At 68.2% G+C, this 19,428-nt stretch carries 15 protein-coding genes; 4 read left to right on the plus strand and 11 right to left on the minus strand.

From position 1 onward, the window contains the following. Position 1: 1 nt before the first annotated feature. From ACFVJ3_RS04590 to ACFVJ3_RS04600, 3 genes are read right to left on the minus strand one after another with little or no spacing between them, the layout of a single operon-like run. The gene (locus tag ACFVJ3_RS04590; RefSeq protein ID WP_378450937.1) at positions 2 to 961 is read right to left on the minus strand and encodes a C-terminal binding protein; all 960 of its coding nucleotides are present in this window, start codon (positions 959 to 961) and stop codon (positions 2 to 4) included. After that, positions 961 to 1,587, minus strand: coding sequence for a TetR/AcrR family transcriptional regulator (locus ACFVJ3_RS04595; RefSeq protein WP_378450938.1), 627 nt, complete (start codon positions 1,585 to 1,587; stop codon positions 961 to 963). Before ACFVJ3_RS04595 ends, ACFVJ3_RS04590 begins: the two co-directional genes overlap by 1 nt. Before the next feature lie 48 nt (positions 1,588 to 1,635). Next, a complete protein-coding gene (locus ACFVJ3_RS04600) occupies positions 1,636 to 3,159 on the minus strand; it encodes a sodium:solute symporter (protein ID WP_378450939.1) in 1,524 nt (507 codons plus the stop codon). Positions 3,160 to 3,364: 205 nt separating this feature from the next. Here ACFVJ3_RS04600 and ACFVJ3_RS04605 point away from each other — a divergent pair, with 205 nt between their 5' ends. Further along, the gene (locus ACFVJ3_RS04605) at positions 3,365 to 4,255 is read left to right on the plus strand and encodes a LysR family transcriptional regulator (RefSeq protein WP_005244617.1); all 891 of its coding nucleotides are present in this window, start codon (positions 3,365 to 3,367) and stop codon (positions 4,253 to 4,255) included. 7 nt (positions 4,256 to 4,262) lie between these two features. Here the strand turns inward: ACFVJ3_RS04605 and ACFVJ3_RS04610 are convergent, their stop codons facing one another. From ACFVJ3_RS04610 to ACFVJ3_RS04620, 3 genes are read right to left on the minus strand one after another with little or no spacing between them, the layout of a single operon-like run. Then, a complete protein-coding gene (locus ACFVJ3_RS04610) occupies positions 4,263 to 4,925 on the minus strand; it encodes an IclR family transcriptional regulator (RefSeq protein ID WP_378450940.1) in 663 nt (220 codons plus the stop codon). 37 nt (positions 4,926 to 4,962) lie between these two features. Beyond that, a complete protein-coding gene (locus ACFVJ3_RS04615) occupies positions 4,963 to 6,111 on the minus strand; it encodes a CaiB/BaiF CoA transferase family protein (protein WP_378450941.1) in 1,149 nt (382 codons plus the stop codon). A gap of 12 nt (positions 6,112 to 6,123) precedes the next feature. Further along, a complete protein-coding gene (locus ACFVJ3_RS04620) occupies positions 6,124 to 7,275 on the minus strand; it encodes an acyl-CoA dehydrogenase family protein (RefSeq protein ID WP_378450942.1) in 1,152 nt (383 codons plus the stop codon). Positions 7,276 to 7,345: 70 nt separating this feature from the next. On the opposite strand from ACFVJ3_RS04620, the gene ACFVJ3_RS04625 reads away from it, so the two are divergent. Further along, a complete protein-coding gene (locus ACFVJ3_RS04625) occupies positions 7,346 to 7,711 on the plus strand; it encodes a hypothetical protein (RefSeq protein WP_378450943.1) in 366 nt (121 codons plus the stop codon). Between the two features lie 79 nt (positions 7,712 to 7,790). On the opposite strand, the gene ACFVJ3_RS04630 is transcribed toward ACFVJ3_RS04625, so the two are convergent. Next, complete coding sequence (locus ACFVJ3_RS04630) at positions 7,791 to 7,994, minus strand: cold-shock protein (RefSeq protein WP_005244612.1); 204 nt, start codon at positions 7,992 to 7,994, stop codon at positions 7,791 to 7,793. Between the two features lie 232 nt (positions 7,995 to 8,226). Here ACFVJ3_RS04630 and ACFVJ3_RS04635 point away from each other — a divergent pair, with 232 nt between their 5' ends. Further along, positions 8,227 to 9,060, plus strand: coding sequence for an alpha/beta fold hydrolase (locus ACFVJ3_RS04635; RefSeq protein ID WP_378450944.1), 834 nt, complete (start codon positions 8,227 to 8,229; stop codon positions 9,058 to 9,060). A gap of 21 nt (positions 9,061 to 9,081) precedes the next feature. Here the strand turns inward: ACFVJ3_RS04635 and hutG are convergent, their stop codons facing one another. From hutG to ACFVJ3_RS04655, 4 genes are read right to left on the minus strand one after another with little or no spacing between them, the layout of a single operon-like run. Then, positions 9,082 to 10,044, minus strand: coding sequence for a formimidoylglutamase (gene hutG, locus ACFVJ3_RS04640; RefSeq protein WP_378450945.1), 963 nt, complete (start codon positions 10,042 to 10,044; stop codon positions 9,082 to 9,084). Then, positions 10,041 to 11,264 (minus strand): imidazolonepropionase, encoded by a 1,224-nt coding sequence (gene hutI, locus ACFVJ3_RS04645; RefSeq protein WP_378450946.1) that lies wholly within the window; start codon positions 11,262 to 11,264, stop codon positions 10,041 to 10,043. The genes hutG and hutI overlap by 4 nt, the downstream gene beginning before the upstream one ends. A 47-nt stretch (positions 11,265 to 11,311) precedes the next feature. Beyond that, on the minus strand, positions 11,312 to 12,988 hold the full coding sequence (gene hutU, locus ACFVJ3_RS04650; protein ID WP_378450947.1) for a urocanate hydratase: 1,677 nt from the start codon (positions 12,986 to 12,988) through the stop codon (positions 11,312 to 11,314). A gap of 59 nt (positions 12,989 to 13,047) precedes the next feature. Beyond that, complete coding sequence (locus tag ACFVJ3_RS04655) at positions 13,048 to 14,484, minus strand: purine-cytosine permease family protein (protein ID WP_378450948.1); 1,437 nt, start codon at positions 14,482 to 14,484, stop codon at positions 13,048 to 13,050. Between the two features lie 227 nt (positions 14,485 to 14,711). Here ACFVJ3_RS04655 and ACFVJ3_RS04660 point away from each other — a divergent pair, with 227 nt between their 5' ends. Next, complete coding sequence (locus tag ACFVJ3_RS04660) at positions 14,712 to 19,391, plus strand: NAD-glutamate dehydrogenase (protein ID WP_378450949.1); 4,680 nt, start codon at positions 14,712 to 14,714, stop codon at positions 19,389 to 19,391. Positions 19,392 to 19,428: the final 37 nt, after the last annotated feature.

Below are 19,428 nucleotides of genomic sequence, written 5' to 3' on the forward strand. Positions count from 1 at the left end.
ATCACATCCTCGGTGCGGCAACGACTCCCGCCGGGGATGTGCCCGTCAGGACCGCCGCGACATTGCGCGCCGACTGCTGCGCCAGCGTCTGCGCGACCTGCGGTGAGTACCACGCGGCGTGCGGGGTGATCACGAGGTTCGGTATCTGCAGGATCGGATCATCCTGTGCGGGAGGTTCGTTCGGAAGAACATCGACGGCCGCGCCGGCGAGGTGTCCCCTGCGCAGTGCGGCTCCGAGCGCGTCGTGGTCGACGAGTCCGCCGCGGGAGACGTTCACCAGATACCCGCCGCGCTTCATCGTCGACAGCGCGCGCTCGTCGATCAGACCCCGCGTCTCGGGAGTCAGGGGAACGTGCAGGCTCAGCACGTCGGAGCGGCGCAGCAGTTCCTCGAACCCGACCACCTCGATGCCCTCGGCAGCGAGTTCCCCGGCGCGGTCGCCCAACCCGCGGCCGCTGACGAGAACGGTCATCCCCACGGCTCGGGCGCGCAGCGCGAAAGCGCCGGCGATCCGGCCGAAACCGTAGAGGCCCAGCACGGTTCCCGCGATGCGCCGCGGCGGCGCGGCGCTGACGTCCCACCCGCCCGCATGCACGGAGCGGTCGAGTGCGTGGGTGGATCGGAGCAGTCCGAGGGTGAGCGCGAGCGCGTGGTCCGCGACCTCCTCGGTGCAGTAGTCCACTGCCCGCGTGACCCACAGGCCGCGTTCGTGGGCCGCCGACACCGGCAGGTGGTCGTACCCGGCGGACGTGGCCGAGAGCAGTCGCAGGTCCGGGAGGTCCGACAGGTGACGGGGCTCGAGTCCGGTGTTCTCCGGGCCCACGAGCAGGGCGATGACGCCCGGGCCGGACGGGAACTCGGACTGGTGCACGACGTCCGCGGAAATACCTGCGGCGGCAAGCGAATCGGACAGTGCTTCGGCCGGAATGAAGTCGTCGACGACGACGACGCGGTCGGTCATCAGCCTACTGCCCCCGCTTCTTCGGTGGTCCGTCGTACGGCGGCGTCGACGCAGCGGGCGGCCGCGTCCTCCGCGCTGATCGCCTCCATGACGACGGGATCCAGGATGGCCTGCAATGCAAGACCGTCGGTCAGTGCCACCAGCGCGACGGTGACGGCGTCCGCGTCGAGGTCGGCGGAGACGGTGCCCTCCCGCTGCGCGGCGACGACCGACTCGCGCACGACGCCCCGCCAGCGGGCGAGGAAGGACGCGATCTCACCGCGCGCCGTTTCCTCGGCCGCACCCTCCGCGTAGAAGAACAGGAACACCCGGGTCATCGCCAGTCGGCGTTCGTCGAGCGGCAGGATGCTGGCGGTGATGTTCCGCAGCTTCTCGATCGGGCCGGCGCCCTCCTCGTCGAGAATCGTGCGGTACAGGTCGCCCTGGATGTCGCCGGCCCGGCGAAGCGCCGCGAGGAGCAGTTCGTGCCGGGACCCGAAGTAGTGGTTCAACACTCCGGTCGACCACCCGCTCTCCTCCGCCACCGCTCGTGTGGTGACGGCGGAGATCCCCTCCCGGGCGATCAACGCGAGAACGGCGTCGGCGAGCGCCAGTCTCCGCTCGTCGTGGTCGACGATCTTCGGCACGATCTTTCCTCCCGCTCATGCGCACTCACCCTCGTGCGCCGGTGTCACTCAGGCTATCGGTGTCGAGGTGCTCGCAACGCTCGGTGTCGATGTGCTCGCGACGCTCGGTGCCGGGACCGGAACCGGATCTTCCTCGTCCTTTCCCGACACTCGTGCGTTCCATACGGACATCACGTTCGCCGGGGTGGGTTCGGTGAACAGGCTGGTGGCCACGAACACCACGAGAGCGCTGACGAGCCCGACGTACACCGGCTCGTTCGCCATGACGTCGCCGACGACGAACATTGTCGCGATGGTCGCCACGGTGCCCACCGCCATGGCTGCCATGGCCGCGGTTCCCGTGGCGCGCTTCCAGACCAGTCCACCGAGGATGGGGACGAGGAGTCCGCCGACCAGGATGTCGTAGGCGATCGTCAGCGCGGAGACGATATCGTTGATGAGTGCGGCGACCACGATGCTGACGAGGCCGATCACGATCACGTAGAGGCGGTTGCCGCGCACGTCGGCTTCCGGGTCGGACGTGTCCAGTTCGGGCCGTGTGCGGCCGAAGATCTGGGCGACCAGCGGAAGGACGTCCTGCCGGGCGACCGTGGCGGTGGCGATCAGCGCGCCGGACGCGGTCGACATCATCGCGGCCACCGCGGCGGCGAGGACGATGCCGCTGAGGCCGACGGGCAGGACGTGGACGGCGACGTCGGCGTACACGTCGTCGGACGATCCGATGTCGGGCATGAGGGCCGACGCGGCCAGCCCGATCAGAGCGCCCGCGACGCCGTACAGCAGGCAGTAGACGCCGGCGGTGACGCCGCCCCACCGTGCGACCTCGGGCGACTTCGCGGTGAACACGCGCTGCCAGATGTCCTGTCCGATGAGGATGCCGAGGGTGTAGACGACGAAGAACGTGACGATGGTGCCGGTGCCGATGGTGCCGAGCCCGAGTGCCTGTTCGCCCACGCGCTCCTTGATGCCGGCGTAGCCGCCCGCCTTGCTCCACGTGAACGGGAGAAGCAGGACGAAGACGCCGATGGTCTTGATGACGAACTGGACGACGTCGGTGAGCGTGATCGACCACATGCCGCCCATCGCGGAGTAGGCCACGACGATGAGGCCGCCGAGGACCACCGACAGGGTCCGGTCGAAGCCGAACAGCACGTTGAAGATGGTGGCGTAGGCGATCGTGGAGGTGACGGTGAGCATGAGGGTGTACGCCATCATGACGAGGCCGGACGCACCGGTGGCGTCGATGCCGTACCGGAGTTTGAGCATCCCGGAGACGGTATAGACCTTGAGGCGCTGGATCCGTGCGGCGAAGAGCAGGCTGAGCAGGAGTACGCCGGCGGCGATCGACACGACCAGCCACATTCCGGAGATGCCGTACTTGTAGCCGAGGCCGACGCCACCGACGGTGGAGGCGCCGCCGATGACGACCGCCGCCATCGTGCTGGTGTAGAGGAATCCGCCGAGGCGGCGGCCGGCGACGAGGTATTCGCTGGAGTTGCTCGCCCGGCGTTTGCCCCACCAGCCGAACGCGAGCATTGCGCCCAGGTAGATCAGGATGATGGTGATGTCCATGATGCGTCCTTCACGTGTCCTAGCGGATCGGTGATGACGGGCGCGGTGGTCCCGTCGGTGCCGGTCTCGTCAGACCGTTGCCCTAGACGGTAGGAGAACATTGACGTGAAATAAATCACTTGATACAAATAATCACTTCAGAAAATCGTGAAGTAATGGTGCGAGCCAGCTCACACCCTGTTTTCGACCCCGCCGGAGGAGTGCGATGCGCAGCTCGCTGCCCGATCTGAAGCTCCTTCAGATCTTCGCGGCCGTCGTCCGCCACCAGGGGTTCGCGCCCGCGCAGCAGGAACTCGGACTGTCCGCCTCCGCGATCAGCACCTACATGAGCCAGCTCGAACGCCACCTCGGCATCGTGCTGTGCCATCGCGGCCGGGGCGGATTCGGCCTCACCAGCAAGGGCGAGCTCTACCACAAGGAATGCCTGCGCATCCTCGGCGAACTCGAGGGCTTCGAACGCTACGGCGCCGCGCTGCAGGGGGAGCTCCGGGGCACCCTCACCATCGGCGTTCTCGATTCCACCGTCACCGACGCCACCCTGCCGCTCGCCGACGTGATCGGCGTGTTCAGCAAGGACCACCCCGCCGTCTACCTCGACCTGAAGATCCAGACCCCGCACGAGCTGCAGGTCGGCGTGCTCGACGATCGGATCGACGTCGCGGTCGGCGCGTTCGCCTCGCCGATGAACGGCCTCGTCTCCCAGGCGCTGCACCGGGAGCAGCACTGGCTGTACTGCAGCGACAAGCATCCGCTGTTCGGCAGGAAGCGAGTGCCGCCGGAGGTCATCACGCAACAGCGGATGGTGACCCGCGGCTACTGGTCCGAGCAGGAACTCGCACGCCAGGGGTTTCCCCAGCCGTCGGCGACGGTGGAGAACATGGAGGCGCAGCTCATCCTCGTGCTGTCCGGCGCCTACATCGGCTACCTGCCCGAGCACTACGCGGAGTACTGGGTCGACCGGAACCGGCTGCGCCCGATCCTGCCGGCGTCGTTCGGTTATCAGGCGCCGTTCTCGCTGATCTACCGGCGGGGCCGGGCCCGCGAACCGATGGTCCTCACGTTCCGTGAGTTCGTGCGGACCAGCATGGGTAGCTGACCGCTGCTCAGGGGGCCGGGGAGCCCAGTTCGGCCGACAGCGCACGGCAACGCTCGACGAGAACGAGGCCGTGCTGCGCGCAGAGTGCGTCGTCGAGGCGGAACGTCGGCCCGATGACGCTGAGCGCGCCCACGATCCGCCCCACCGCGTCGTAGATGGGGGCCGCGACACCCGTCGACTGGTTCTCGATGGTGTCGTGGGCGATCGCGTATCCCTCGCTCTGCAGGTCGCCCCGCAGCGCGGCGCCGACGGCCGTTCCCTCGAGCGGCACCGTCTGTCCCACCCATCCCATGTGCCGGATCGCGTGGGTGCCCTCGATCTGCGCGAGATACAGGGCGGTGCCCTTCGGGCCGTGGGTCGACAGGTAGGTGGATTCGCGGGTTCCCTCCGCGATCGCGACCATCGCGGGCCGGGCCCGGGACAGCAGCTGGTTGTCACTGATCGCCCGGGCGCCGATCTGGAGAAGTCGCGGTCCGGCCCGGTAGACGTTGTCGTCGCCGCGGACCAGGAACTCGCTCTGCTCCATACTGCGGATCAGGCGCAGCGCGGTACTCGTGGCGAGACCGGCGGCTTTGGCGGCGTCGCCGAGCGTCAACCCGCCCTGCTCGGTGATCGCGCCGAGCAGTTCGAAGGTGCGGCTCGCGCTGCGGGTCACATCTCCGGGGGCCATGGGTCGTCTCCTGACGGTCGCGGGTGTCGGCGTGAATCTACCGCGACGCGATCTCGGACAGCAGAGGCTGCCGGTGTTCGTCGAGCAGCGGGCTGCGGCGGACCCCGGGGCGCGCGCTGTCGCCGAACACGACCGGCTGCCGGACGTAGTCGATGGTTCCCGCGACCGGATGATCGAACGACTCCACGAGTCCCCGGTGCCGGCTCTGCTCGGACGACAACGCCTGTTCCACGTTCCAGATCTCCGAGCTCGCCAGTCCGGCCGCGCCGAGGACTGCGACCACCTCGGCGACCGTCTTGTCCTTCGCCCAGATCTCGATCTCTGCGCGCAGGGCGGGTTCGTGATCGGTGCGCGAGGTGTCGTCCGCGAAACGGTCGTCGCCGAGAAGATCTGCACGATCCATGGTGTGGGCGAGCTTCTCGAATCCGGACTGGCTGGCGACGGCGAGGACGAACAGGCCGTCCGACGCCCGGTACGTGTCGAACGGGGTGGAGACGGGATGGCGATTTCCGACGCCGGCCGGTGCGACCCCTGATGCCTGCAACTGGCTGTGCGCGGTGGGGAGCATGGCCAGCATGCTGTCGAACATGGCGACGTCGAGGTGTTGCCCCACACCCGATTCCCGGGTGCCGACCAGGGCGGAGCTGATGCCCCACGCTGCGAACAGACCCGCGACGAGGTCGCCGAACGATTCGCCGAGCCGGGTCGGACCGGATTCGGGGGAACCGGTGATGCTCATGATCCCCGACATCGCCTGCACGACGAGGTCGTACGCGGCCGAACCCGCGAGCGGCCCGTCCTGCCCGAAACCGGAGATGGATGCGTAGACGAGCCCGGGGTTGCGGGCGTGGACGGCGTCGTAGTCGATGCCGAGCCTTGTGGTTACGCCGGGCCGGAAGTTCTCGACGAGAACGTCTGCCGTGTCGAGGAGGTCGAACAGCACCTTCCGATCCGCTTCGTCCTTGAGATTCAGTGCCAGCGAACGTTTTCCGCGGTTCAGCACGTTGAAATAGATGCTCTCGCCATCGCGGAACGGGCCCAGGTGCCGCGAGTCCTCGCCGGTGGCGGGCTCGATCTTGACGACGTCGGCGCCGGCGTCCGCGAGCAGCGCCGTGCAGTACGGTCCGGCCAGGACGCGGGAGAGATCGACGACGCGGATGCCGTCGAGGGGAGGCAGGGTAGGCATGAGGGACCCTTCTCAGAATTCGGTCGAGCGCGGGGAGGGCGCGTTGGAGGCGATGGTGAGCAGCTGGATCTGCGAGGTGCCCTCGAAGATCCGGAGGATCCGGCAGTCGCGGTAGAGGCGTTCGATCTCGGATTCGCGCATGAAACCGGCGCCGCCGTGAATCTGCACGGTCTGGTCGACGATCGAGAAGCAGGCCTCCGTGGCCACGTACTTCGACACGGACGCGGCGCGGCGCAGATCGGCCCCGGCATCCTTCACGTCCGCCGCCCAGTCCGCGGTGACGCGGGACGCGACGAGCTGCGCGTCGCACGCACCCAGCAGCAGCTGAATCGCCTGGAACTCGGCGATGGGGTGTCCGAACTGCTTGCGCTCCGCCGCGTAGGAGCGGCCCAGTTCCCAAGCACGCAGGGCAATTCCGTTGGCCATCGCGGCCACGTCGATGCGGGCCCGGTTGAGGGCGGTGAGCGCGATGTTGCCGCCGCGGCCCTCCGTTCCCACCACGGCGTCGTGGGGGAGCACCACGTCGTCGAGGTAGACGGTGTACGTGGGGGCGGACCGGATGCCCAGCTTGTCCTGGGGCTCCGAGTAACTCACGCCGGGAGTGCCCTGGGGGAGGACGAACGCGGTGATGCCGCGGAAACCCGCGGACGGATCGGTCTTGGCGAAGAGGACGACCAGGTCGGCCTCCTTGGCGTTGGAGATGTACGTCTTCGAACCGGACAGGTGCCACCCGTCGTCCTCGCGCCGTGCCGTCGTGCGCATCGACGCGATGTCGGAGCCGGCGTCCGGTTCGGTGAGGGCGAACCCGGCGAGCAGTTCACCGGAGGCGAGCCGGGGCAGCCACCGGCGCTTCTGTTCCTCGGTTCCGCCGACGAGGATCGGCTCGAGCCCCAGGTAGTGCGCGGTGTAGATCGAGGCGAGGGCGGCGTCGGTGCGGGCCACCTCCTCGATGGCGATCAACTGCGTCTTGGTGGACAGGCCCAGTCCGCCGAACTCCTCGGGCACCGAGATGCCCATCAGGTCCTGTTCGCCCAGTCGCTTCACCAACTCCGCCGGAAACTCCCGCGTCTCGTCACGGAAAGCCGCGCCGGGGTGGATCTCACGGTTGGCGAACGCGCGCACGGTGGAGCGAAACTCGGCGGCATCGAGCAGCTGATCGGTCACGGGAACTCCTGTCGGAAGATCGAGATTGCCATCTAGTGAAATAGCAATGCCACTTGGTGGCATATCGACTATGAAGGAGAACGCCGAATTTGTCCAGGGGTGCCGGTGTTCACGGCACGGGACCGGGTACTCGACCACGGACGGGCAGCGCACACCGTCCGGCACCTATCAGGGAACGACCACCGCGCCGGTGGGTGGGTTGATCTGGAAGGGTAAGACGTTCCAGGGCGGCACGGTCGTCAACAACTTCGCGTTCGGCCTGACCGGACTCGCGGGCACAACCTCGCAGGACGGGAACGGAGACACCGTCATCGATCACAGCCCATCAGGTCTGGGGTTCCTGACCGACAGGATTTCCCCCAACGCAGACGGGACCTACACCGGGGCCGTGTATGTCAACGGCAACCAGGTGGGAAGCTTCGGCCTCTCGAGATAACTGTCCCGGGGCCGACTACGACAACGAGGCCGCACCGCTCGGGTGCGACCTCGTCGTCACAGTGTCATCGGGGCGTCGGTCAGACGGCCCGGACATTCTGGGCCTGCGGGCCCTTCTGGCCCTGTCCGACCTCGAATTCCACCCGCTGGTTCTCCTCGAGCGACTTGTAGCCGCTGCCCGAGATCTCGGAGTAGTGAACGAACACATCCGCGCTGCCGTCGTCCGGCGCTATGAATCCGAAGCCCTTCTCGCTGTTGAACCACTTCACAACACCCTGCGCCATACCGTTCACTCCCTGCAGTTGCCGCCCGGGACCTCACATCGAGATCCCGTTCGCGTGGATATATCCTGTCATCAAGGCGCGCGTGCTTCCAGTGGTACGCCCACGATTCCTGCGGATCCTGGACGCCGTACCAGGTCTGGGGAAGAAATTTTCCTCGACGACCGATGATTCTGCCCGTCGGCGGCGGTCCTACCTGTGACCGAGAATCACCGCCCCGAACGAGGAGAACTCGATGAAACCCACATCGACCGCCACCGCCCATGCCCGGACCCTCGACGTCCCCGGTGCCAGGCTGTACTACGAGGTACGGGGCACGGGCCCCGTTGTGGTGCTCGTCGGCGCCCCGATGGACGCCGACTCCTTCGCGCCCGCGGCCGATCTGCTCTCATCCGAATACACCGTGCTTACGACGGATCCGCGGGGCATCCACCGCAGCCCGGTCGACGATCGCGACCGGGATTCGACCCCCGAGATGCGCGCCGACGACCTCGCCCGGCTCCTGATGCACCTCGATGCAGGCCCTGCCGTGGTGTTCGGCTCCAGCGGCGGCGCCGTCAGCGCGCTCGCGCTCGTGCACGCGCATCCCGAGCTGGTCCACACCGTGATCGCCCACGAGCCGCCGCTGGACGAATTGCTCGACGACCGTGAGCAGCTGCGTGTAAAAACCGACGAGATCATCGACACCCACCTCGCCGGGGACGTCGTGGGGGCGTGGAGGAAGTTCCTGGCTCTGGCGAACATCCACCTGCCCGAGGAGGCGTTCCAGCAGATGTTCGCGGGCGAACGGGATGCGCGGACCGAAGCGGACGACTACTTCCAGCACGCGCACATGCTGCGACCGACCACCCGCTGGTGCCCCGACATCACCGCCCTGCGCTCGGCGCCCACCCGCGTCGTGGTTGGTATCGGCGAGGAGTCGGGTGGCCAACTCTGCGACCGAACATCGCGGGCGCTCGCCACCGAACTGGGCGTCGAGCCCACCCTGTTCCCCGGCGACCACATCGGCTTCGCCCACGACCCCGCCGCGTTCGTCACCCGTCTGCGCGCAGTGCTGCCGGAGGGCTGAGCGGACGCTCCCCGGGTGACCTCAGCCCGCGATCGGAATGCGTTTCGTGACGATCCGATGGATCAACCGGGCGGCGGTACGGGCAGTGCGGTTGTCGACGTCGAACGACGGATTGAGCTCGGCCACATCGCACACCGCGAGTTTTCCGCTGGCGGCGACCGCATCGCACACGAATTGGATCGTCTCCGCCGGAACACCGTACGCGGCGGGAGCGCTCACTCCCGGTGCGACCGCGGCGGGAAGGACGTCGAGGTCGATGGTGAGGTAGACGAGATCGACGTCCGACAGGAACTCGCTGACGAAGACGGCCACCCGGTGCCGGTCGGAGACCGAGCAGTCGTCGTCCAGGAGGTACCGGACCCCGTACCCGCGTGCGGTGTCGAACAGTGCGGTGGTGTTGCTCGGCTGGCTGATGCCGAGCACGGAGTACTGCAGGGTGGTGCCCGCTGCATGCTCCCGCTCGAGGATCTGCCGGAACGGGGTGCCCGAACTCGGGACCGGATCGGACCGCAGGTCGAAGTGGGCGTCCAGGTTCAGGACCCCGATCCGTCTGGCCGGGGTCCGGACCGATGCCTGCGCCAGACCGAGGTACGTCCCGAAGGCCACCTCGTGGCCGCCGCCGAGGACCAACGGGAACTGGCCGGCGTCGAGAGTCGCTGCGACCACGGCGCCGAGCGCCTCCTGCCCGGCTTCGAGACGATTGTCGGTGACCGCGACGGTGCCGGCGTCGTACACGCGGAGCGGCTCGGCGAGCGCCATCGACGACAGCGCGCCCCGCAGCGCGTCCGGGCCGCGGGCCGCCCCGCGGCGTCCCTTGTTCCGCTCGACGCCCTCGTCGCTCGAGAAGCCGACGAGCACGCAGGCGCCGGGCTCGGAGCCGTCGTGAAGAGGCGTCACCGCCTGGTGCCAGCGGAGGTGGTGACTCGACGTGCCGTCCACTCTGCCGATCCAGGGGGGTGGGGGAATCAGCAGGTTCTCCATCATCGCAGGGCCCTCGCTTTCTCGTGACCGGTGTGCGCGGACCAGGCGAGTTCACCGCCCCGCCACACATCGCTGACCAGGGGGACGCCGGGCCGGTAGGCCAAGTGTAGGTACGACGGCGCGTCCAGGGCGAGGGCGTCGGCCCGCGCTCCGGGACGCAGGACCCCGACGTCGGCACGTTGCAGCGCGCGGGCACCGCCCGCGGTCGCCGCCCAGATGGCTTCGTCCGGGGTCATGTGCATGTCCCGCACCGCGATCGCGATGCAGAACGGCAGGCTGGTGGTGTAGCTGGTGCCGGGGTTGCAATCGGCACCGAGCGCCACCGTGACACCCGCGTCGAGCAGGGCCCGGGCGTCCGGGTACTTGTTCCGGGTCGAGAAATCCGCGCCGGGCAGGAGAGTGGCCACCGTCGAACTCTGCGCGAGCGCGTCGATGTCGGCCTGCGTGGTGTAGCAGACGTGGTCGACGGACGCGGCCCCCAGTTCGACAGCGAGCTGGACTCCGGGGCCCTCACGGAGCTGGTTGCCGTGGACGCGGGGGATGAGCCCCTTCGCCATCCCGGCAGTGAGAACGGCGTGTGCCTGATCGCGGTCGAACGCGCCGGTCTCACAGAACACGTCGATCCATTTCGCCTGCGGTGCACAGGCATCGATCATCTCCGAGCACACCATGGCGACGTAGTCGTCGGCCCGCCCCGCGTATTCCGGCGGCGGAACGTGAGCGGCGAGCAGCGTCACCTCGTCGGTGAGGGACGCCGCGATCTTCGTGCTGCGCAGTTCGTGCGCGACCGTCTGCCCGTACCCGGTCTTGCACTCCACGGTGGTGCTGCCCGACCGCAGGGACTCGTCCAGCAGTCGCCGCGTGTTCGCCTCGAGTTCCTCGTCGGTCGCGTTCCGTGTCGCCTCGATCGTGTTGCGGATGCCACCCGCCGCGTACGGCTGGCCCGCCATGCGCGCCGCGAATTCCTCCGCGCGCTCCCCGCCGAACACGAGGTGCGAGTGGCTCTCCACGAAGCCAGGCAGCACCGCCCGGCCGTCGAGATCGTGCCCGATATCCCCGGCCGGCGCCGAGGCGGCGCTGCCGACCCAGGCCACCACGCCGCCGTCGAAGACGACGGCGGCGTCGCGGATCAGCCCGAGCGGACCTTCCCCCACTGTCGGGTCGTTGGTCACCAGGGTGCCGATGCCGGTCAGCACTGTGGAGCGGGAGGTGTTCGCTGTCACTGCTGTTCCTTCCAGTGGTTCGAAAATACGGTCGCTCGGGCCTGCGGTCATCCTTCGGACATCGGCACGCGCACGCCGCGCTCCTTGGCGACATCGATCGCGTGGTCGTATCCGGCGTCGACGTGCCGGATGACACCCATGCCGGGATCGTTGGTCAGGACCCGCTCCAGCTTCTCGGCGGCCAGGTCGGTGCCGTCTGCGATGCACACCTGACCGGCGTGGATGGACCGTCCCATGCCGACGCCGCCGCCCTGGTGGATGGACACCCACGACGCTCCCGACGCGGTGTTGACGAGTGCGTTGAGCAGCGGCCAGTCGGCGATCGCGTCGGAGCCGTCGAGCATCGACTCGGTCTCGCGGTACGGGGAGGCCACGGATCCGGAATCGAGGTGGTCGCGGCCGATGGCGACGGGCGCGGACAGCTCGCCGGACGCCACCATTTCGTTGAACTTCAGGCCGGCCTTGTGCCGTTCGCCGTAGCCGAGCCAGCAGATGCGTGCGGGCAGACCCTCGAACGCCACTTTCTCGCCCGCCATCGTGATCCAGCGCTTCAGGTGCTCGTTCTCGGGGAACAGTTCGAGGATCGCCTTGTCGGTGGCGGCGATGTCCTTCGGATCGCCCGACAGCGCGGCCCAGCGGAACGGGCCGAGGCCCTCCTCGAACAGCGGACGGATGTAGGCGGGCACGAATCCGGGAAAGTCGAACGCGCGGTAGTAGCCGGCCTTGCGGGCCTCGTCACGGATGGAGTTGCCGTAGTCGAACACCTCGGCGCCCTTGTCGAGGAAGCCGACCATCGCGGCGACGTGCCGTGCCATCGACGCGCGGGAGTCCTCGGTGAACTTCGCCGGGTCCTTGTCGGCCATCGCCTTCATGTCGGCGAAATCGATCCCGAGCGGCAGGTACGACAGCGGGTCGTGCGCCGACGTCTGGTCGGTGACGATGTCGATGGGGGCGTTCATGGCGAGCAGTTCGGGGAAGATCTCCGCGGCGTTGCCTTCGAGGCCGATAGACAGTGGGCGCTTCGCGTCGCGGGCCTCGATCGCGAGACGCAGGGCGTCGTGGATGTCGGTGGCCTTGGTGTCGAGGTACTTGTGCGCGATCCGGCGGTCGATGCGGGTGACGTCGCAGTCGACGCAGATCGCGACGCCGTCGTTCATCGTCACGGCGAGGGGCTGGGCGCCGCCCATGCCGCCGAGTCCCGCAGTCAGCGTGATGGTGCCGGCGAGCGAGCCGCCGAAGCGCTTCCGGCCAACCGCGCCGAACGTCTCGTACGTTCCCTGCAGGATGCCCTGGGTGCCGATGTAGATCCACGACCCGGCAGTCATCTGCCCGTACATGATCAGGCCGAGGGCGTCGAGCTTGCGGAACTCCTCCCAGTTGGCCCAGTCGCCCACCAGGTTCGAGTTCGCGAGGAGGACGCGGGGAGCCCATTCGCTGGTGCGGAACACGCCGACCGGCTTTCCGGACTGCACCAGCATCGTCTCGTCGGACTTCAGGGTCTTCAACGTCCGGACCATCGCGTCGAACGCCTCCCAGCTGCGCGCGGCCTTGCCGGTGCCGCCGTAGACGACGAGGGAGTCGGGATGCTCGGCGACCTCGGGGTCGAGGTTGTTCATCAGCATGCGCAGGGCGCCTTCTTGCTGCCAGCCGAGTGTCGTCAGTTCGGTGCCGCGGGGCGCCGACACGTGGCGGGGTCCGGAAACCGTAGGCGTCGTGGTGGTCATGTCGTGTACTCCTTGATGGTCGAACGAGAGAGTGGGAAGAGTCTGGGTGTCAGCGTGATTCACAGTCGCGAATCCGCCATCGCGGTATTGGCCGGATAGATCATCGAAGGGGGTGGGTTGCTGCTGCGCCGCGCGAGCGGGTAGTAGATGGCGGCCGTGAAGACGATGCCTACGATCCACGAGATGTCCGCGCCGCCCAGCATTTCCGTGACGGGTCCGGTGTAGAGCTTCTGGGCGAGGAACGGGATCTGCGCGAGAACGCCGACGGCGTAACAGGTCATCGCCGTCTTGTTCCAGCGGCCGTAGCGGCCCGCCGGGTCGTACAGCGCCGGGATGTCCACGCGCTCCTTGGAGATGAGGTAGTAGTCGATCAGGTTGATGGCGCTCCAGGGGGTGAAGACCATCAGCAGCACGAGGACGAAGTTCTTGAAATTGTTGAGGAAGTCTGCGCTGGCACCGATCGCGATCAGCATCGACACGGCGACGAAACCGATGATGTACAGGCTGCGGGCCCGGGACGAGATACGCGACTGTCCGTTGAAGGCGGTCACCGTGGTGAGGATCGACATGAATCCGCCGTAGGCGTTGAGGCAGTTGACGGTGAGCTTCCCGACCAGGATCACCAGGTAGATCATCAGGGCGATCGCGGCGGGTCCGGCGAGTTCGCCGATGAAGCCGACCTGGTCGCTGAGGAAGGCATCCCCGGCCACGGCGGCGACGAGTGCGCCCAGCGTCATCGACCACTGCGAGCCGATCACGCTGCCCGCGAACGTCGACCAGAACGTCGTCCGCTCGCTGGTCGAGCGCGGGAGGTAGCGGGAGTAGTCCGCGACGTACGGTCCGAACGTCAGCTGCCAGCCGGCACCGAGCGAGATCGCGAGGAGGAACGTGACGATGTCGAAACCCTTGTTCCCGACGAACGCGGCCACGTCGTACTCGGCGAACAAGCGGATCGCAAGGTAGCTGAATCCGACGATGCCCACGACCGTCGCGATCTTGCCGACCACGTGGATGAGTTTGTAGCCGGTCACCGCCACGAACGCGGTCATCGCGCCGAAGATGAGGATGCCGACCGTCGGGCTGTCGATGTGGAGGATCTCGTTCACGGCCTGACCTGCGAGGACGCTGCCGGTCGCGGCGAAACCGAGGTACATCAGGACGACGAGGACCAGCGGGAGCACGGCGCCCAGAACACCGAACTGGGCCCGGCTCGAGATCATCTGGGGCAGGCCGAGGCGCGGTCCCTGGGCGGAGTGCAGCGCCATCACGGCACCGCCGAAGACATTGCCGATCAGCAGACCCACGATGGCCCACAGGGCGTCGGCGCCGAAGACGACCGCGAGGGCGCCGTCGACGATCGCGGTGATCTGCATGTTGGCGCCGAACCAGAGCGTGAACTGGCTGCGTGGAGATCCGTGGCGCTCGTCGTCCGGGACGACGTCGATGGTGCGACGCTCCGGCGCGAGGCTGATCTCGGGAGGTCCCTCGTGTGTCATTGGCCTGATGTCTCTCTGTGACGAGTCCGGCAGCTGGGTCGGTCCCGGGTGCTCTGTCCCATGTCCTGAATCCAGTGTGCTCTGACTCACGTTTTTTATCGCCTTAGATGTATAGTCCTGTATAGACAACCCCCTGTCAAGCGTTCTCCAAGGACCCAGCCGAGAGGCGTGCCGGCCCGCCACTGCACCAGTCGGAAGTGTCGATGCTTCCGACGGAAGGTACTGACATGAGAGTAATTTCGACGTCCTCACATTCGCTCGAGGACGATGAACAGCAGTTTTCCGCTCCGGAAGCGCCCGATCGCTTCCGCGACCTCTACCTCCGCACCGCCGGCCATCCCTCCGCCGACGGCGCAGATCCGCAGGCGCGTGATCGCATCGCGAACGCGCATCTCGAGACCGGGTCGAACCGAAACTCCGGGACCGCGGTGGTGCGCGGAATCGACGCCGCAGACCCCAGCGGGATCGGGCCGGCGGTGCAGATCATCACCGACGACATGGCCCTGCTCGTCGAATCGGTACTCCTGACCGCGGCCAGGGTCGGCGCCCCGATCGAGGAGGCACTGCATCCGGTCCTTGTCGCCCGTCGCTCGGAGTCGGGCACCCTCACCGACCTTCTGCCTGCCACCGACTCGGGGACGGCGGAGTCGTGGATCCACGTGGGTCTGCGCTCCGACACGCCGGGCACCGTCGTCGCCGCATTGGTCGAGGCGTTGAACACCGTCCTCGCCGACGTGCGCCGGGTGGACCGGGATCTGTCGCGCATGCGCGAACTGCAGATTCAGGTCTCCAAACAACTCGACTCGCAGACCGGGCAGGACTCGCTATCCGAAGAGCTCCGGGAGGCCGCCGATTTCCTGCGCTGGTGCGAAGCAGGCAACTTCACCGTCCTCGGGTACGCGCGCTACGGCGACGACGGCACACCCGAGGAGAGTCTCGGCGTGCTCCACGACCGGGAGGGCGATCGTGCGCCGGCCACGGAATCCGGACCCGTCCTGGCGATCGGGCAGGCGGCGCTTCCGGTGTCCGTGCACCGTTCGTCGTACCCGTCGGTGGTCGGAGTCCGGGCGGGAGGAGTGGAGCACCGCTTCGTCGGCGCGTTCACCCCAGCGGGCAGGCACGAGAACGTCCTGGACATTCCGGGTGCGGGACGCCGGGTGCGGGCCCTGCTCGACCGTGCCGGTTTCGACATCGAGTCCTTCTCCGGGCAGGCCGTGCTGCAGGTCGTGCAGGCGCTGCCGCTGACCGAGTTGTTCGCGGCGAGCCCGGACTCGCTGCATTCGGCCCTCACCGAGGTCGCCGGCATCACCGCGCGCGAGCAGATTCACCTCTTCCTGCGCACGGACGTCCCGGGCGACAGCATGTCGGCGCTGGTGTTCATTCCCCGCGATCGGTACAACACGCGCACGCGCCTGGCGACGCAGCGCGTCCTGCTGGACGAACTGGGCGGCACCGCAGTCGAATACACCACGAACGTGTCCGAGTACCCGCTGGCGATGGTGCATTTCACAATGCGGGTCCCGGCGGACACCGAGGTGACGGACACGCGGCGACTGGAGATTCAGCGCCGGATCTCCCGGGCCTGCCGGACCTGGGACGACCGGTTCCACGACGAGCTCGACACAGCCGAACGTGATCTCCTCGCACACTATTCGGAGCACTTCCCGGAGGTGTACAAGCACGATTTCGACGGCCGGCGGGCCCATGCCGATCTGGCGGTGTTCGAGAGGCTGACGGACGGTGCGATCGAAACGCGGCTCGACGCGAACGCGGCGGAGTGGCGCTTCACCTTCTTCGTCGGCGGTGCACCCGCCTCCCTCAGCGATGTTCTCCCGATCCTGCAGAGCATGGGGGTCGCGGTCCTCGACGAGCGCCCGTACACGGTCGCGAACCGTCGCGGAACGGTGTGCTGGATGTACGAGTTCGGGATCCGCTACGCGTCGCCGGGGCCGGTGGGCGATCTGCTGCCGCGTCGCTTCACGGAGACGTTCGCCGCGGCCTGGGAGTCCCGGGCCGAGACGGACAGCTTCAACGAACTCGTACTCCGCGCGGGCCTGGACTGGCGTGAGGTGGAGGTGCTGCGGGCATACGCGCGGTACCTCCGGCAGGGCGGATTCCCGTACAGCCAGAACCACATCGCGACGGTCCTCGGTGATCATCCGGAGATCTCGCAGGCACTGATCCGGCTGTTCGCCGCGAGGTTCGATCCGGACGGCACGGCGGAGTGCGGCGAACTGATCGCGTCGCTGGAAACGGCGATCGGCGACGTCCTCGGCCTCGACGCCGACCGCATCCTGCGCGCCTACCTGAACGTGGTCCTGGCGACGCTGCGCACCAACCGCTACGCCCGCCCGGGCCGGGAACGTCAGGTCCTGGCGTTCAAATTCGATCCGCAGCGGATCCCGGAACTGCCGCAGCCGCGGCCCCGCTTCGAGATCTACGTCTACTCGCCGTGGGTCGAGGGCGTGCACATGCGGTTCGGCGCCGTGGCGCGCGGAGGGCTGCGGTGGTCCGACCGCAAGGAGGACTTCCGCACCGAGGTGCTCGGCCTCGTGAAGGCGCAGGCGGTCAAGAACTCGGTGATCGTGCCCGTCGGCGCGAAGGGCGGGTTCGTCGTCGCGCGCCCGCCCGCTCCCACCGGCGACCCGCTGCGCGATCGGGACGCCCAACGCGCCGAGGGTGTTCGCTGCTACCGCAGCTTCATCAGCGGACTGCTGGACGTCACCGACAACGTGGACCTAGCGACCGGTGCCGTGATCCCGGCGCCGCGGGTGGTGCGGCACGACGGCGACGACACGTACCTCGTCGTCGCCGCGGACAAGGGCACCGCGACGTTCTCCGACATCGCCAATGACGTTGCGACGCAGTACGGGTTCTGGCTGGGTGACGCATTCGCGTCGGGCGGATCCGTCGGGTACGACCACAAGGCGCTCGGCATCACCGCCCGGGGCGCGTGGGAGAGCGTGAAGCGGCACTTCCGGGAGATGGGTGTCGACACCCAGTCGCAGGAGTTCACGGCCGTCGGGATCGGCGACATGAGCGGCGACGTGTTCGGCAACGGAATGCTCGCGAGCCCGCACATCCGGCTCGTCGCCGCGTTCGATCACCGGCATGTGTTCCTCGACCCGAATCCCGACGCGGCCACGTCCTTCGCGGAGCGGGAACGGCTGTTCGCGCTGCCGAGGTCGTCGTGGGCGGACTATGCGCCCGGCCTGATCAGCGCCGGCGGCGGAGTGTGGGAACGGTCGAGGAAGAGTGTTCCGATCAGCGAGGAGGCGCGGCGCGCGCTCGGACTGAGTCCCGGGACCACCGAACTGTCCCCGCCCGACCTGGTCCGCGCCATCCTGCGGGCGCCGGTGGACCTGCTGTGGAACGGCGGCATCGGGACATACGTGAAGTCGGGCACCGAAACCCACCTGGACGTGGGAGACAAGGGCAACGACGGCGTCCGCGTCGACGGTGCCGACGTCCGGGCCCGGGTGGTCGGTGAGGGCGGCAACCTCGGCTTGACCCAGCTGGGACGCATCGAATTCTCCCGCTCCGGAGGGCGAATCAACACGGACGCTCTCGACAACTCGGCGGGCGTGGACTGCTCCGACCACGAGGTCAACATCAAGGTCCTGCTCGACGCCCTGGTCAGCGGCGGCCGTCTCGCCGCGGACGACCGTGCGGGCCTGCTCGCCGAGATGTCCGGGGAGGTGTCGCGTCTCGTGCTCTCCGACAACGTCGCCCAGAACGACGTGCTGGGCACGAGCCGGGCCGACGCCGCCGCGTCCCTCACGGTGCACGGACGGCTCATCGGCCATCTGGAGGGCCGCTACGGTCTGGACCGTGCCATCGAGGTGCTGCCGTCCCGGAAGGAGGTCTCCGTCCGGGAGCGCGCGGAGACCGGACTCACCTCGCCGGAACTCGCGACCCTCATGGCGCACGTCAAGCTGGCGCTGAAGTCGGACCTGCTGGCCGGCGACCTGCCCGACAGCCCGGCATTCTCGGACGCCCTCGCCGGGTACTTCCCGCACCGGCTCCGTGAGTGCTTCGGCGACGCCATCGGCGACCATCCGCTGCGGCGGGAGATCGTCGCGACGGTCCTCACCAACGACGTCGTCGACAACGGCGGCATCACCTACGCCTTCCGGCTGGGGGAGGAGGCCGGGGCGAGCAGCGCCGACGCCGTGCGGGCCTTCGCGGTCGTGTCGGCCGTGTTCGGCCTGCCGTCGCTTCGGCGCGACATCCGGGACGCCGACCTCGACGCCGCGCTCTCGGACGACCTCACGCTGTTCACCCGGCGGCTGCTCGACCGGGCGTCGCGATGGATGCTGACCCGCAGGCCCCAGCCGCTCGCGGTCGGGGCGGAGATCAGCCGATTCCGTGACCGCGTCGCGGACCTGACACCACACGTCGCGGGCTGGCTCTGCGGTGAGGACGCGGAGAATCTGCGGAGCCGCACGGCCGCGCTGGTGGCCCGCGGTGTCCCCGCGGACCTGGCCGGGCGGGTGCAACTGCTCCTGGATCGGTTCGCGCTGCTGGACATCGTCGAGATCGCCGACATCACCCAGCGCGATCCCCGCGAGGTGGCCGAGGTGTACTACCGGCTCGGCGAGTGCCTCGGGTTGGTGCACCTCCTGGTGGGTGTCTCGCAGCTGGGACGGGGAACCAGGTGGAACGCGCTGGCCCGGTTGTCGTTGCGCGACGAGTTGTACGACACGGTCCGGGCACTGTGCCTCGACGTGATCTCGGGCAGTGAAGCGGTCGACACTGCGGAACAGAAGATCGGCGAGTGGGAGGACCGCAACGCCGCCCGGCTGGCGCGCGCCCGACACACGCTCGACGCCGTCACCGAATCGGGGGAACACGACCTGGCCGCACTCTCCGTCGCGACCAGGCAACTGCGCAGCATGGTGAGGTGACACGGGGCGCACCGCGCGATGAGGGCTTACCCGTGCA

Origin of the sequence: Rhodococcus sp. NPDC127593, assembly GCF_042671975.1 — a bacterium.
In the GTDB taxonomy this organism is placed as follows: Bacteria; Actinomycetota; Actinomycetes; order Mycobacteriales; family Mycobacteriaceae; genus Rhodococcus_F.

Excerpts from the sequence above, each read along its gene's own strand:
- ACFVJ3_RS04590 (WP_378450937.1), bottom strand. The coding sequence starts at position 961 with ATGACCGACCGCGTCGTCGTCGTCGACGACTTCATTCCGGCCGAAGCA.
- ACFVJ3_RS04600 (WP_378450939.1), bottom strand. The coding sequence starts at position 3,159 with ATGGACATCACCATCATCCTGATCTACCTGGGCGCAATGCTCGCGTTC.
- ACFVJ3_RS04605 (WP_005244617.1), top strand. The coding sequence starts at position 3,365 with ATGCGCAGCTCGCTGCCCGATCTGAAGCTCCTTCAGATCTTCGCGGCC.
- ACFVJ3_RS04610 (WP_378450940.1), bottom strand. The coding sequence starts at position 4,925 with ATGGCCCCCGGAGATGTGACCCGCAGCGCGAGCCGCACCTTCGAACTG.
- ACFVJ3_RS04615 (WP_378450941.1), bottom strand. The coding sequence starts at position 6,111 with ATGCCTACCCTGCCTCCCCTCGACGGCATCCGCGTCGTCGATCTCTCC.
- ACFVJ3_RS04625 (WP_378450943.1), top strand. The coding sequence starts at position 7,346 with ATGAAGGAGAACGCCGAATTTGTCCAGGGGTGCCGGTGTTCACGGCAC.
- ACFVJ3_RS04630 (WP_005244612.1), bottom strand. The coding sequence starts at position 7,994 with ATGGCGCAGGGTGTTGTGAAGTGGTTCAACAGCGAGAAGGGCTTCGGA.
- ACFVJ3_RS04635 (WP_378450944.1), top strand. The coding sequence starts at position 8,227 with ATGAAACCCACATCGACCGCCACCGCCCATGCCCGGACCCTCGACGTC.
- hutG (WP_378450945.1), bottom strand. The coding sequence starts at position 10,044 with ATGATGGAGAACCTGCTGATTCCCCCACCCCCCTGGATCGGCAGAGTG.
- hutU (WP_378450947.1), bottom strand. The coding sequence starts at position 12,988 with ATGACCACCACGACGCCTACGGTTTCCGGACCCCGCCACGTGTCGGCG.
- ACFVJ3_RS04655 (WP_378450948.1), bottom strand. The coding sequence starts at position 14,484 with ATGACACACGAGGGACCTCCCGAGATCAGCCTCGCGCCGGAGCGTCGC.
- ACFVJ3_RS04660 (WP_378450949.1), top strand. The coding sequence starts at position 14,712 with ATGAGAGTAATTTCGACGTCCTCACATTCGCTCGAGGACGATGAACAG.